Genomic DNA, 12,799 nt, shown 5'->3' with positions numbered 1-12,799 from the left:
CCGTTCTTCTACAACGTGTGGAAGACCGCCAAGTACGGCAAGAAGGTCGAGGTCGACGACCCGTGGGGCTACGGCCGTTCGCTGGAGTGGGCGACGTCCTGCCCGCCGCCGCGGCACAACTTCCTCACCCTGCCGCGCGTCCGCTCCGAGTCCCCGGCGTTCGACCTGCACCATCCCGGCGTCGCCGCCCTCGATCACGCCGAGAACCGGCACGAGGACGCGTCCGCATGAGCAGCACCGAGCACGACGTGAGCGCGGGAATCCAGCAGATGGAGGGCTTTCTGCTGTGGAACTCGAAGGTCACCGAGGCCCATACGCAGGCCGAGGCGTTCACCGACCGGCTCGAATGGCTCACCGGGGCACAGTGCGAGGAGGTGCGGCGCGTCTTCATCGAGGAGCGCCTCGTCTTCCACAGGGCCGCGCTCGGCCAGATCGTGGCGCGTGCCGCGGAGCTGCGCACCGAGTACGACAAGCGCTACGAGCGCCTGAAGGCGCGCTGCGTCGGCATCTGCGGAGGCGTCCTCGTCGGCCTGATGAGCCTGGCGTCACTGGTCGCCCTCAAGTGACGTACGCGTACGTGCTCAGGTGAAGTACGCGGTCGGCCGCGTGCCCAGCGCCCGGCGGAACATCGCCGTGAACGCGCTGGGCGTCGCGTGGCCGACCGCGCCGGCGACCGTCGTGACGCCGCTCGTCGTGGGGGTGCTGCCGCTGCCCGCGCGGGCGAGGACGCAGGAGATCAGCCCACGGCGAATGAGGGGCTGAAGCCGCGCTCGCCGCCGTCGCGGCTCGCGAGCTCGATCGCGTAGCCGTTGCCGTCCGGCACGTTCGGCAGGACGGTGGACGTCTCGCCGCGCGGCGCCGCGGTCAGCCGCGACGCGAGCTGCACGACGCGGGCGGCGTCGCCCCGGACGAGCCACATGTCCAGCTTCTGGCCGGTGCGGTTCTTCCAGGTGACGAACATGCTGCCGCCGGTGCTGTGCACGGAGTCCGCGACGGGCTCCATGACGGTCAGGGCCTGGGCCGGCTCGGCCAGGGGCGCGAAGGCCAGGAGTGGGGCGGCGGCGAGGGAGAGGAATCCGGTGCGGCGCATGCGACGACCTCGTTCCGTCGGATCGATGGGACAGATGGGGAACAGATGCGGATGGTGAACGGCCGGAAGCCGAGAGTTACGAATCCGGACAAAGGGTCTCTTCCCATAATCGCGGCCGACCTCAAGCATTCGGCCGCAGGCCCCACCCCACGAGGGACGGTTCTGTCCCCGAACCGGTGGTGTCGGCGGGACAGATCCGGCCTGCGGGTGCACCCTCGCGCGCACGCGCGGGGCCCCCGCGAAGCGCCGGGCGGCGCGTACTGGTGCACGCTGGATATGTGACACGGAGCATGGAGACGAGGTGACGCGGCATGACCGAGCGCAGTGACGACTCGGCCATGGGCGACGAGGTGTACCAGCCCTCGGGCCCTGACGTGCGAGATGACGAGGGCATCCTCGAGATCGAGGACACCCTGAACGACCGCGGTGTCGACCCGTACGACGAGGGATGGTCGCCGCCCGAGCGCCCGCTGGCCGTCGAGCACAGCGGCAACACCGCGGCGGAGCGGCAGGCGGGCGAGACGCTCGACGAGCGCCTCTCGGAGGAGCGTCCCGACCCCGTCATCGACGCCTACGAGGCGCTGGAGTCCGGCGAGGAGGACGGTGACGGTGTGGGCGATCTGCGAGACGGCGAAGGCGAGCCACTGGACTCAGAGGTGGGCACGTGGCGCGCGGGGCGTCTGATCGCACCGGACGAGGGCGCCCATGAGGACGCCGAGAAGGACATGCTGGCCCAGGACGCCGGTTACGGCGGGGGAGCGGCATCGGCCGAAGAGGCCGCCATGCACGTGGTGGACGACGGCGAGACCTGAGGTCCGTACGGGGAGGGGCCCCGGATCACCGGCCGAGGGCCGTCGCCGTCAGCATCAGCGCGGCCGCGGCGAACGCCGTCACCAGGGCCAGGAGCGGCGGGCCGAGGGCGACATCACCCGTCACCATGCGCCGCGCCGTGATGCCTATGCAGACCACACCGATCCCTCCAAGGATCATGGCCACGAAGATCAGCACTGTCGGCCCCTCCTCCTCACGAGCCCCGCTGGCGTGTTCGGATCACATCCTCGCCCGGCGAGCCGCGCGTCGCACGTGGGAGAGCCCCCGCCCCGCACCCTCTAGCCTGGGACGACTCGCTCTTTCGCCCCAGGGGGACCGGCATGGACAGCACCGCGTGGATCGTTCTCGGCACGCTCGCGGCACTCGCGATGCTGGTGGTCGCCGCGGTGCTCCTGGTCCGGGTGTTCAAGGCCCGCCGACTGCTCGTCGACGCGGGCATCCCGCTGCACAACAAGGCACTGTTCTGGGCCGCGATCGCCTACACCATCTCCCCGGTCGACCTGCTGCCCGACCCGATCTACCTCGATGACATCGGGGTACTTCTGGTGGCCCTGAAGATGCTGCACGGCGCGGCACGCAAGGCGGGCATCGGCACAGGAGAGCGCCGGACCCCCGCTCCGTGAGGTCCGGCGCTCATGACGGGTGCGGTCAGACCGCCGCGCCCTTGAGCACGGCGGAGCCGGCGCCCCGCTCGCCCAACTGCCCGGTCGGCACCTTCGCCGTCTCGCGGGCCGTGAGCGCCGCCACCACCGGCAGCACGCACAGCGCCGCCGTGAAGAGGCCCACCGCGCCCCAGTTGTCGCCGCCGGGGCCCGCGATCTGCGCCGCGAACGTCACCGCGAAACCCGAGATGGCGAAGCCGATCTGGGTGCCGATCGCCATGCCCGAGAGCCGTACGCGGGTGGGGAACATCTCGCCGTAGAAGGCCGGCCACACGGCGTTGGCCGCGCTGTAGACCACGCCGAACGCCAGGATGCCGAGCACGAACGTGAGCGCGTACGAGCCCGTGGAGATCGCCCACAGGTAGCCGAACATCAGCAGCGCGCTGCCGGCGGCGCCCGTCAGGAAGACGGGGCGGCGGCCGATGCGGTCGGCGAGGCGCGCCCACAGCGGGATCGCGGCGAGCGCCACGAGGTTGGCGAGCGCGCCGACCCACAGCATCGCGGAGCGGTCCATGCCGACCGCGTCGCTCGTCGCGTACGACAGGGCCCACACCGTGAAGATCGTGCTCACGGAGGCGACCAGCGCGCCCCCGATCACGCGCAGCACGTCCACCCAGTGATCGCGGAAGAGCACCGCGAGCGGCATCTTGGCGACCTCGCCCGACTCGGCCTTGCGGGCGAACTCGGGCGTCTCGTCCAGCGAGCGCCGGATGACGTAGCCCGCGACGGCGACGCCGAGGCTCAGCCAGAACGGCACGCGCCAGCCCCAGGACAGGAGTTGGTCCTCGGGCAGCGCCGCGATCGGCAGGAAGATGATGGTGGCGAGGAGTTGCCCGGCCTGGGTCCCGTTGAGGGTGAAACTCGTGAAGTAGGCGCGCCGGTCCTCCGGCGCGTGTTCCAGGGTCATCGAGCCGGCGCTGGACTGCTCACCGGCGGCCGAGATGCCCTGCAGGATGCGGCAGAGCACGAGCAGCAACGGCGCGAATCCGCCGACCTGTTCGCGGGTGGGCAGACAGCCGATCAGGAACGTCGACAGGCCCATCAGGACCACCGTGAACACCATGATCTTGCGGCGGCCCAGGCGGTCGCCGATGTGGCCGAGGAAGAACGCGCCGACGGGCCGCGCGGCGTACGCGACGCCGAACGTGGCGAGCGAGAGCAGGGTGGCGTCGGCCGGATCGGACTCGTCGAAGAACACCTTGGGGAAGACGAGCGCGGCGGCGCTGCCGTAGATGAAGAAGTCGTAGTACTCGAGGGCGCTGCCGCTCCAGGCGGCGAATGCCGCCTTGCGGGGCTGGCCCTGTGGTGCGCGCGGTGGTGCTGCGGGGACGGACACGCGGGCTCCTTGAGGGCTGGGTGGACCAACCCGGCGGGTCGGAACCGGCCGGGTTAATTAACCCACTGGATAGTTAGTAGCTGATGGCCAGCGATGTTGCGCCCGTGTTTCCCGCCTGTCAAGAGGTTGCGACGAGGACGTACGAGCCGGTCAGCGCTCGCCGCCGCCCGCCGTCAGGTACGCGATCACCATGTCGCCCAGCATCGTGCGGTAGTGCTCGCGGCGGTCCTGCGCCGTCAGGTCGCGGCCGAACAGGGCGCCGAACGTGTGCCGGTTGGAGACCCGGAAGAAGCAGAACGAGCTGATCATCGCGTGCAGATCCACCGCGTCCACGTCCGCCGTGAAGACGCCGTCGGCCCGGCCCGCCTCCAGGATCCGGCCGATCACGTCGATCGCCGGCGAGTTGAGTGAGCCGATCGTCTCGGACGCCGTGATGTGCTCGGCGTCGTGGATGTTCTCGATGCTCACCAGGCGGATGAAGTCCGGGTGCTGCTCGTGGTGGTCGAAGGTCAGCTCGGCGAGCCGCCGAATCGCGGCGACCGGGTCGAGGCCCTCGACGTCGGCGTCCTGTTCGGCCTCGCGGATCACCGCGTAACTGCGCTCCAGAACGGCCGTGAACAGCTGCTCCTTGCCGCCGAAGTAGTAGTAGATCATCCGCTTCGTGGTGCGGGTGCGGGCCGCGATCTCGTCGACGCGGGCGCCGGTGTACCCGGCGCGGGCGAACTCCGCCGTGGCGACCTTGAGGATCTCGGCCTTGGTGCGGGCCGCGTCACGGATGCGCCCCGCGCGACGCGCCGGCTCTTCGACAGTGGTCATCCGGCGATTGTAGGAGCCGTGGCGGGGTCGGTTCCGATCAGTCCCTTCCCAGAAGGGCCTCGGACTTGATATGAGTAACGAACCAGTTCGTACATTAAGCGTGACGCTCGGCCAGGAGGACCCCGTGCCCCAGGACTCTTATCTCGTCGGTCTGATCGGCGAGGGCATCGGGCCCTCGCTGTCCCCCGCCCTGCACGAGCGGGAGGCCGACCGACAGGGCCTGCGGTATCTGTACCGGCGCCTCGACATCGGTGAACTCGGCGTACGGCCCGAGAACGTGGGGGAGCTGCTGCGGGCCGCCCGCACCGTCGGATTCGACGGCCTGAACATCACGCACCCCTGCAAGCAGCTCGCCATCGAGCACCTCGACGAACTGTCGCCGCAGGCCGCCGCGCTCGGCGCGGTCAACACCGTGGTCTTCGACGGCGGCCGCGCCATCGGCCACAACACCGACGTGACCGGCTTCGCCGCCTCCTTCGCCCGCGGGCTGCCCGAGGCCCGGATGGAGCGTGTCGTCCAGCTCGGCGCCGGGGGAGCGGGCGCCGCCGTCGCACACGCGGTGCTCACCCTGGGCGCCGGTCGCATCGTGCTCGTCGACGCGCTGCCGGAGCGGGCCGCCGCCCTCGCCGCCTCCCTGAACCGACACTTCGGCGAGGGCCGCGCGGTGCCCGCCACACCGGACGCCCTCGCCGCACACGTCGCCGAGACCGACGGCATCGTGCACGCCACCCCCACCGGCATGGCCGCCCACCCCGGCCTCCCGCTCCCCGCCGAACTGCTGCACCCCGGCCTGTGGGTCGCCGAGGTCGTCTACCGGCCACTGGAGACCGAACTCGTGCGCACCGCGCGCGGCCTGGGCTGCGCCGTCCTCGACGGCGGCGGCATGGCCGTCTTCCAGGCCGTCGACGCGTTCCGCCTGTTCACCGGGCGCGAGCCGGACGCCGCCCGAATGCTCACCCACTTCGCCGAACTCGCCGTCCCGGAGGACGCGCTGCGAGCAGCCACCTCCAGCCCCTGCGCCGACTGAACAGTCGCTGAGGCCCCTGCGCCGATTGAGCAGCGGGGTACGGGGCAGAGCCCCGAGTCTTTTCAACCCCCGCCGCCGCCCCGCCCCGCCGACCCGCCCCCCTCCGGAAGGAGCACCGTGCGAACCTCCATCGCCACCGTCTCGCTCAGCGGATCGCTCACCGAGAAACTCACCGCCGCCGCCCGCGCGGGCTTCGACGGCGTCGAGATCTTCGAGAACGACCTGCTCGCCAGCCCCCTCACCCCCGAGGAGGTCCGCGACCGCTGCGCCGACCTCGGCCTGAGCATCGACCTGTACCAGCCGATGCGTGACATGGAGGCCGTGCCCGACGACGTGTTCGCGCGGAACCTGCGGCGCGCCGAGCACAAGTTCCGGCTCATGCAGCGCCTCGGCGCCGACACCGTGCTTGTGTGCTCCAGCGTCTCGCCGCTCTCCGTCGGGGACGACGCGCTCGCCTCCGAGCAACTGCGCCGACTCGCCGAGCGGGCGAGCGACTTCGGTGTCCGCGTCGCCTACGAGGCGCTCGCCTGGGGCCGGCACGTCAACACGTACGACCACGCCTGGCGCCTCGTCGAGGCCGCCGACCACCCGGCGCTCGGCACCTGCCTCGACAGCTTCCACATCCTCGCCCGCGGCACCGAGGGCAAGGACCTCGAAGGCATCGAGGACATCCCCGGCGACAAGATCTTCTTCCTTCAGCTCGCCGACGCGCCCCTGCTCGACATGGACGTCCTGCGCTGGAGCCGCCACTACCGCTGCTTCCCCGGCCAGGGCGACCTCGACGTCGCGGGCCTGCTGCGGCACGTGCTGCGGGCCGGGTACCGGGGGCCGCTGTCGCTGGAGATCTTCAACGACGTGTTCCGGCAGGCCGAGGCCGGTCCCGCGGCCGTGGACGCACGGCGCTCGCTGCTCGCGCTCCAGGAGGCCGTGGGGCTTCAGGACGTCGTCGGGCAGGGCGAGTTGCCCGCGCCCGTGGTACCCACCGGCGTCGCCTTCACGGAACTCGTCACCCCCGACGTCGCCCCCGCCGCCGACCTCCTCGCAGCCCTCGGCTTCACCCGCACAGGACGCCACCGCGGCAAGCCGGTCGACCTCTGGGAGCAGGGCGAGGCACGGGTGCTGCTCAACACCGGGCCCGCCGCACGCCGCGACGGAACCGTCCTCGCCGCCGTCGGCCTGGAGTCCCCCGACCCGGCCGCCGCCGCCCGCCGCGCCGAGGCCCTGCTCGCCCCGGTCCTGCCGCGCCGCCGCGGCACCGCCGACGTCCTCCTCGACGCCGTCGCGGCGCCCGACGGCACCGAACTCTTCTTCTGCGCCACCGACCGACCCGAACTCCCCAGCTGGATCCGGGACTTCGAGCCGACGGGGGAGCGGCCGGCCGAGACCGACATCACCGGCGTCGACCACCTCCAGCTCACCCAGCCCTGGCACCAGTTCGACGAGGCCGCCCTGTTCCACCGCAGCGTGCTCGGCCTCGAACCACGGGCGAGCGTCGACGTCGCCGACCCCTACGGACTGCTGCGCAGCCGCGCCGTCGCCACCGCCGACGGCGCCGTCCGCATCGCCCTCGGCGCGGGCCCGGGCCCCGGTGAGGACCAGGACCGCGCCCAGCACATCGCCCTCGCCACCAGCGACGTCGTCGCGGCCGCCCGCCGCTTCCGCGCGGCGGGCGGGGACCTGCTGCCGATGCCGGGCAACTACTACGACGACCTCGCCGCGCGCTTCGAGTTCGCCCCCGGCGAGCTGGAGACCTACCAGGACCTCGGCATCCTCTACGACCGCGACGCCCACGGCACCTTCCGCCACTGCTACACCCGCACGGTGGGCCGAGTCTTCTTCGAACTGGCCCAGCGCGAGGACGGCTACGAGGGATACGGCGCACAGAACGCACCGGTACGGCTCGCGGCGCAGCACGCGGCGAACTAGGCCCTAGCCCTTGAAGCGTGACGCGATCTCCTCCAGGCGGGCGCGGTACTGCTCCCACTCCAGCGGGGGCAGGCTGTCGTTGTCCTGGAGGTAGCCCGCCGCGCCGTCGAGGCCCTCGCGGAGGATGTCGGCCTGGCCCGCGTGGCGCTGCGTGTCGGACAGGACCCGGACCAGGGCGTGGTGCAGCGTGAGCTGGTTGCGTTCCTTCGGCCACCACGGCACCGTGCCGACCGTTTCCAGGGGCAGCTCCCGGACCGAGGCGTCCGTGTGCGTCCAGGCCCGCCGGTAGCGCTCGATGATCGAGTCGCGGGACTCGTCGGCGGTCGCGAACATGTCGGCGTTGTGGTCGTAGACGTCCTGGAAATCGGGCAGCGGCTCGCCGTGCGCCCGGCCGAAGGTGTCGCTGAGATAACCGAGCTCCACGCCGGTCACATGCTTGAGCAGGCCCAGCAGGTTGGTTCCGGTCGGCGTCAGCGGGCGCCGGACGTCGTACTCGGAGAGCCCGTCGAGCTTCCACAGCAGGGCGTCGCGGGCGTCCTGGAGGTAGCGCAGGAGATCGTTTCTGCGGTCGGTGTCGGTCATGTGGTCACTCTGCTGCCTCGGACGGGTGGGGAACAGCGGTTTTCGACAGGCAGCGACGCACCTCATGGGCTTCGATGGACGGGATGGGACACGAGCCGGAAGCCTCCGCACACGATCCGCTGACCGCACTCCTCGACGGTGTGCGGCTGCGGCTGCGCGATCTGAACGACGGCGAGCCCGCCTCGTACATCCCGGAGCTCGGCCGCGTCGACCCGCGACTGTTCGGCCTCAGCCTGTGCACCCTGGACGGGCAGGTCTACGGGAGCGGGGACAGGGCGGTCCGCTTCACCGCGCAATCGGTGTCAAAGCCCTTCGTGTTCGCGTTGGCGCTCGCCGACCACGGACTGGAGAACGTCCTGGCGCGGGTCGGCGCCGAGCCGAGCGGCGAGGCGTTCAACTCGATCCGCCTGGAGCCCGGCACGGGCCGTCCGCCGAATCCGATGGTCAACGCCGGGGCCATCGTGACCAGTTCGCTCGTCGCGGGCGACACCCAGAAGGCCCGCTTCGACCGCATCCTGGACGGGCTCAGCGCCTTCGCGGGGCGTCCCCTCACCGTCGACGAAGCGGTGTACGCCTCCGAGTGCGCGACCGGTGACCGCAACCGCGCCCTCGCCTACCTCATGCACAACGCGGGCTCGCTCACCGGCGACGTGGAGGCGGAGCTCGCCGTCTACTTCCGCCAGTGCTCCGTCCTCGTCACCTGCGACGACCTCGCCGTGATGCACGCGACCCTCGCGGGCGGCGGCATCAACCCGGTCACCGGCGAACGCGTCGTCGCCAGTCGGCACGCCCAGCACGTCCTCGCCGTCATGGCCACCTGCGGCATGTACGACGCGTCGGGGCAGTGGATGCTGCGGGTCGGCATGCCCGCCAAGAGCGGGGTGTCCGGCGGGATCGGGGTCGCGCTGCCGAGCCAGTTCGGGATCGGCGTGTTCAGCCCGCCGCTGGAGGAGAAGGGCAACAGCGTGCGCGGCATCGCCGCCTGCCACCTGATCTCCGACCAGTTCGGGCTGCACCTGATGCGGGCCACGGCCCCGGAGCGCCGGCCGCTGCCGCCCCGCTCCCTGCACCCCGCCCCGCTGCGCTCCCTGAGGCACCGCACCCGCGCCCAGCGGGCCGCACTCGACGCCCGCGCGGAGCGGATCCGCGTCCACGTGCTCCAGGGCGACCTCGACTTCGCCACCGCCGAGCAGACCCTGCGCGCCGCCCTCGAACTCCCGGACGCCGTCGGCTGGTTCGTGCTCGACCTCACCCGCGTCGGCCGCATCGAACCGGTCGCCGCCGACCTGCTGCGCGGCCTCGCCGCCGAGCTGCGCACACGCGACCTGCGCATGGTGCTCGCCGACCCGGACGAGCGGCAGGCGATGACCCGGACCGCGGACGAGTTCCCCGACCTCGGCCGCGCACTGGAGGCCTGCGAGGACGAGCTGCTCACCGGAATCGGGCTCGACCCGGACATCCCGGTGCCGCTCGCCGACTGCGACCTGTTCGGCGAGGCCGACCCCGGCCTGCGCGCCGCCCTCGCCGAGGCCTTCGACACCCTGGACCTCGCGGCGGGGGAGTCCGTCGCGCCGCCGCAGACGGTACCGCTCGACCGGATCGTCCTCTGGTACGTCGAGTCCGGACGGCTCGCCGTGTGCGCCGACGCCGCCGACACGGTGACGACACGCCGCACCTGGTCGGCGGGGCCCGGTGCGGCCCTCACCCCCGCCGACTTCCCGCCGCGCCGCACCCGCAAGGTCGTCGCCGAACGCGACACGCGCTGCCGCACCCTCACCGCGGCCGGTTTCCGACGCCTGCGGGAGCGGGAGCCCGACGCGGTCGCGTTCCTGGAGCGGGCGCCGCTGGAGGGCGCGGAGACGGTGGACCGGGGCGACGTCACCTGACGCGTGGCACCTTGCGTCGCGGTCCTCGGTGCGTCGCGGCCGGTGATCGCGGTCACCGCGAAGCCGATGTGCGGGCAGGCCGCGCAGTGGACGAATTCAGCGGTTCACGAACCGCGGCGCCGCCGCCGTGCGGCGACCGCCTGCGGGTCGATCTCCGGGTGGGACCAACGCTCGGCGAGCGCCAGGGATTCGGCGCGGCCGTCGGCGACGTGTTCGAGGGCCAGGGCGGCGGCCCGGTCCGCGTCGCCGGACGCGATCGCCGCGTACAACTCCTCGTGCTCGGCGCACTGTCGGGCAGGATCCCGCTGCGCGGTGAGCCGGAACAACCAGTGCGTACGCGCTGCCAAGGGGCCCATCATGCTCGTCAGGAGCGGGTTCGCGGCCAACTCCACGATGTCCGCGTGGAAACCCGCGTTCGCGGCGGCGATCGAGGCGCGGTCCCGGTCGTGGGTAGCGGCGCGTGCGGCGTGCAGGCGGGCCTCGAGGCGGGCGAGCCCCACCCCGTCCGATCGCTCGGCCGCGAGCCGCGCCGCCAGCGACTCGAGGGATTCCCGTACGTCGAACAGATCGCGGACGTCGGCCGGGGTGAACGGCGAGACCAGCGCGCCTCGGTGCGGCACCAGCAGCACCAGGCCGTCCGCCTCAAGGCGGCGCAGCGCCTCGCGCAGGGGGATGCGGGAGACGTCGAGCTCCGCCGCGAGGTCACGCTCCACGAGCCGTTCGCCCGGCTGGAGTTCGGCCTCCAGGATGCGTCGCCGCAGTGCCTCGTACGCACGGTCGCGCAGCGATCCGCGTCCCGGGCCCGTCGGCTGTGCCGCTGTCACCAAGGGTTTCCTCCGCTCAGATACCGCCCTCACCGTAAGCGGGTCGGCGGCGGGGGAGCGTACTGCTAACCGTCCGCTAACACGCGGGCAACATAAGGCTCCCAGACTGAGGGCGCGTAACGGTATACCACTATCGGGCTCGCGGGCCCCTCCCCCTGGAGGCATCTCAGTGGCACACACCCATCCACGTCGTGCGGGCGCCGTCGCGGCCGGACTCGGTCTCGTCCTGCTCACCGGGTGCGGCGGCGCCTCGTCCGCGCAGAGCGGCGACGCCGGCTCCGGCGATCTCAAGGTCGGCGTCCTGTTCCCGGGTTCGCTCTCCGACGACGGGTTCATGGAGTCGGCGTACCGCGGCTACCGGCGCGCGGCCGAGGACCACAAGGGCAAGGTCGCGTTCAGCAAGGTCGAGCAGGTCCAGGCCGCCGACTACGAGCAGGCCCTCGTCCGCTTCGCCACCGCCTCCGACCTCGTCATCTCGCTCGGCGGCCAGACCGACGCCGACGTGCGCAAGGTCGCCGCCCGCTTTCCCAAGGTGAAGTTCGCCGAGATCGGCGGCCCGGCCGACGGCAAGCCCACGGCGAACCTCGCCCTGTACGACCCGCAGCAGGCCGAGGCGGCGTTTCTGTCCGGCGCGGCGGCCGCACTGCTGACGAAGAAGGGCACGGTCGGCTTCGTCGGCGGCGCCGAACTGCCCGCCATCGTCAACGCGGCCAAGGAGTTCGGATACGGCGCCAAGGCCGCCGAGCCGAAGGTGAAGGTCCTCACGCCACAGTATGTGGGCGACTTCAACGACGCCGCGAAGGCCAAGCAGTCCGCCCTCGCGAACTACGGCGCGGGCGCCGACGTCCTCGGCCAGGTCCTCAATCTCGGCCACAAGGGCGTCGCCCAAGCCACGAAAGGCCGCGGCGGCACCCTCATCGGCGGCCCCGTCGCCCACGAGTGCGGCACCGACAAGGCGTACGCCGGATACGTCGAGACCGACATCGGAGCCGAGATCGAGTACGCCACCGACCAGCTGGTGAAGGGGAGTTGGAAGGCGGAATCCGTGCACTTCGGGCTCACCTTCGACGAGCCGCACAACGACATCGTGCTGTGCGGCGCCGCCGACCCGGTCGTGACCAAGAAGCTTGACAACCTGAAGGCGAAGATCGCATCCGGGAAGATCACTACCCGATGACGGCGGCACCCGCACTGGCGATCACCGGGCTCACCAAGTCCTACGGCGGAGTACGGGCGTTGGACGACGTCGACCTCGTCGTCGACGCCGGAACCGTCCACTGTGTCCTCGGCGAGAACGGCGCCGGAAAGTCCACTCTGTGCCATGCCGTCGGCGGCTCGCTCACCCCGGACAGCGGCAGTCTGCGTCTGTACGGGGCTGAGTACGCGCCGCGCCGTCCCGCCGACGCGCTCGCCGTCGGGGTCGCGATGGTGCACCAGCACTTCAGTCTCGTCGCGACCCTCACCGTCGGCGAGAACCTGCGCCTGCTGCGCCTGCCCGATCTGGCCCGCCGTGTCGCCCGGGTCCGTGACGAGTACGGACTCGACCTCGAACTCGACGCCGTGGTGGGCGAGTTGCCGGTCGGCGTACGTCAGCGCGTCGAGATCGTGAAGGCGCTGCTGCGCGAGCCACGGCTGCTCGTCCTCGACGAACCGACCGGCGTCCTCGGCCCCGCCGAGACCGACGCGCTGCTCGACACGTGCCGGCGCCTCGCCGGCGCCGGGCACGCCGTCGTCCTCGTCACGCACAAGCTCGGCGAAGCGGCGCGGGCGGGCGACGCGGCGACCGTGCTGCGCGGCGGCCGGGTCGCGGGCGGCGGCC

14 protein-coding genes and 1 pseudogene are annotated in these 12,799 nt (G+C 71.9%); 9 read left to right on the top strand and 6 right to left on the bottom strand.

The genetic code is table 11. The annotated features are described in order from the left end of the window. Together OKJ99_RS04620 and OKJ99_RS04615 are read left to right on the top strand one after the other, a co-directional pair. Nucleotides 1–231 (top strand): annotated as a pseudogene (locus tag OKJ99_RS04620) (cytochrome ubiquinol oxidase subunit I); the annotation flags it as partial. Further along, nucleotides 228–566, top strand: coding sequence for a hypothetical protein (locus OKJ99_RS04615; protein WP_326014440.1), 339 nt, complete (start codon nucleotides 228–230; stop codon nucleotides 564–566). The pseudogene OKJ99_RS04620 and the gene OKJ99_RS04615, both read left to right, overlap by 4 nt. 170 nt (nucleotides 567–736) lie before the next feature. On the opposite strand, the gene OKJ99_RS04610 is transcribed toward OKJ99_RS04615, so the two are convergent. Beyond that, nucleotides 737–1,090: a Ser-Thr-rich GPI-anchored membrane family protein gene (locus OKJ99_RS04610; protein ID WP_326014439.1), complete on the bottom strand. Its 354-nt coding sequence runs from the start codon at nucleotides 1,088–1,090 to the stop codon at nucleotides 737–739. Between the two features lie 311 nt (nucleotides 1,091–1,401). Here OKJ99_RS04610 and OKJ99_RS04605 point away from each other — a divergent pair, with 311 nt between their 5' ends. Continuing rightward, complete coding sequence (locus OKJ99_RS04605; RefSeq protein ID WP_326014438.1) at nucleotides 1,402–1,902, top strand: DUF5709 domain-containing protein; 501 nt, start codon at nucleotides 1,402–1,404, stop codon at nucleotides 1,900–1,902. 25 nt (nucleotides 1,903–1,927) lie between these two features. Here the strand turns inward: OKJ99_RS04605 and OKJ99_RS04600 are convergent, their stop codons facing one another. Then, on the bottom strand, nucleotides 1,928–2,098 hold the full coding sequence (locus tag OKJ99_RS04600; protein ID WP_326014437.1) for a hypothetical protein: 171 nt from the start codon (nucleotides 2,096–2,098) through the stop codon (nucleotides 1,928–1,930). A gap of 143 nt (nucleotides 2,099–2,241) precedes the next feature. Here OKJ99_RS04600 and OKJ99_RS04595 point away from each other — a divergent pair, with 143 nt between their 5' ends. Beyond that, complete coding sequence (locus tag OKJ99_RS04595) at nucleotides 2,242–2,544, top strand: YkvA family protein (protein ID WP_326014436.1); 303 nt, start codon at nucleotides 2,242–2,244, stop codon at nucleotides 2,542–2,544. A 25-nt stretch (nucleotides 2,545–2,569) separates the two neighbouring features. Here the strand turns inward: OKJ99_RS04595 and OKJ99_RS04590 are convergent, their stop codons facing one another. Both OKJ99_RS04590 and OKJ99_RS04585 read right to left on the bottom strand, forming a co-directional pair. After that, nucleotides 2,570–3,919: an MFS transporter gene (locus OKJ99_RS04590; protein ID WP_326014435.1), complete on the bottom strand. Its 1,350-nt coding sequence runs from the start codon at nucleotides 3,917–3,919 to the stop codon at nucleotides 2,570–2,572. Nucleotides 3,920–4,069: 150 nt separating this feature from the next. Next, entirely contained in the window at nucleotides 4,070–4,735 is a 666-nt protein-coding gene (locus OKJ99_RS04585; protein ID WP_326014434.1) for a TetR/AcrR family transcriptional regulator, read from the bottom strand. 124 nt (nucleotides 4,736–4,859) lie between these two features. Here OKJ99_RS04585 and OKJ99_RS04580 point away from each other — a divergent pair, with 124 nt between their 5' ends. Both OKJ99_RS04580 and OKJ99_RS04575 read left to right on the top strand, forming a co-directional pair. Further along, entirely contained in the window at nucleotides 4,860–5,762 is a 903-nt protein-coding gene (locus tag OKJ99_RS04580; protein WP_326014433.1) for a shikimate dehydrogenase, read from the top strand. A gap of 117 nt (nucleotides 5,763–5,879) precedes the next feature. Beyond that, the gene (locus OKJ99_RS04575; RefSeq protein WP_326014432.1) at nucleotides 5,880–7,688 is read left to right on the top strand and encodes a sugar phosphate isomerase/epimerase and 4-hydroxyphenylpyruvate domain-containing protein; all 1,809 of its coding nucleotides are present in this window, start codon (nucleotides 5,880–5,882) and stop codon (nucleotides 7,686–7,688) included. Nucleotides 7,689–7,691: 3 nt separating this feature from the next. Here the strand turns inward: OKJ99_RS04575 and OKJ99_RS04570 are convergent, their stop codons facing one another. Then, the gene (locus OKJ99_RS04570; protein WP_326014431.1) at nucleotides 7,692–8,270 is read right to left on the bottom strand and encodes a DinB family protein; all 579 of its coding nucleotides are present in this window, start codon (nucleotides 8,268–8,270) and stop codon (nucleotides 7,692–7,694) included. An 83-nt stretch (nucleotides 8,271–8,353) separates the two neighbouring features. Between OKJ99_RS04570 and glsA the strand changes: the two genes are divergently transcribed. Next, complete coding sequence (gene glsA / locus OKJ99_RS04565) at nucleotides 8,354–10,156, top strand: glutaminase A (protein WP_326014430.1); 1,803 nt, start codon at nucleotides 8,354–8,356, stop codon at nucleotides 10,154–10,156. A gap of 104 nt (nucleotides 10,157–10,260) precedes the next feature. Here glsA and OKJ99_RS04560 read toward each other — a convergent pair whose 3' ends face one another. Next, nucleotides 10,261–10,980, bottom strand: a complete 720-nt coding sequence (locus tag OKJ99_RS04560; RefSeq protein ID WP_326014429.1) for a GntR family transcriptional regulator — start codon at nucleotides 10,978–10,980, stop codon at nucleotides 10,261–10,263. Nucleotides 10,981–11,149: 169 nt separating this feature from the next. Here OKJ99_RS04560 and OKJ99_RS04555 point away from each other — a divergent pair, with 169 nt between their 5' ends. Then, entirely contained in the window at nucleotides 11,150–12,157 is a 1,008-nt protein-coding gene (locus OKJ99_RS04555; RefSeq protein WP_326014428.1) for a BMP family ABC transporter substrate-binding protein, read from the top strand. After that, nucleotides 12,154–12,799: ATP-binding cassette domain-containing protein (locus tag OKJ99_RS04550; RefSeq protein ID WP_326014427.1), on the top strand; the 646-nt coding region annotated here is incomplete at its 3' end. The genes OKJ99_RS04555 and OKJ99_RS04550, both read left to right, overlap by 4 nt.

It is taken from the genome of Streptomyces endophyticus (assembly GCF_035798155.1).
In the GTDB taxonomy this organism is placed as follows: Bacteria; Actinomycetota; Actinomycetes; order Streptomycetales; family Streptomycetaceae; genus Streptomyces; species Streptomyces endophyticus.
Note: the sequence above shows the minus strand (reverse complement) of the source record. Positions and strands in the feature narration are given on the sequence as shown.

Excerpts from the sequence above, each read along its gene's own strand:
- glsA (WP_326014430.1), top strand. The coding sequence starts at position 8,354 with ATGGGACACGAGCCGGAAGCCTCCGCACACGATCCGCTGACCGCACTC.
- OKJ99_RS04615 (WP_326014440.1), top strand. The coding sequence starts at position 228 with ATGAGCAGCACCGAGCACGACGTGAGCGCGGGAATCCAGCAGATGGAG.
- OKJ99_RS04605 (WP_326014438.1), top strand. The coding sequence starts at position 1,402 with ATGACCGAGCGCAGTGACGACTCGGCCATGGGCGACGAGGTGTACCAG.
- OKJ99_RS04585 (WP_326014434.1), bottom strand. The coding sequence starts at position 4,735 with ATGACCACTGTCGAAGAGCCGGCGCGTCGCGCGGGGCGCATCCGTGAC.
- OKJ99_RS04595 (WP_326014436.1), top strand. The coding sequence starts at position 2,242 with ATGGACAGCACCGCGTGGATCGTTCTCGGCACGCTCGCGGCACTCGCG.
- OKJ99_RS04570 (WP_326014431.1), bottom strand. The coding sequence starts at position 8,270 with ATGACCGACACCGACCGCAGAAACGATCTCCTGCGCTACCTCCAGGAC.
- OKJ99_RS04610 (WP_326014439.1), bottom strand. The coding sequence starts at position 1,090 with ATGCGCCGCACCGGATTCCTCTCCCTCGCCGCCGCCCCACTCCTGGCC.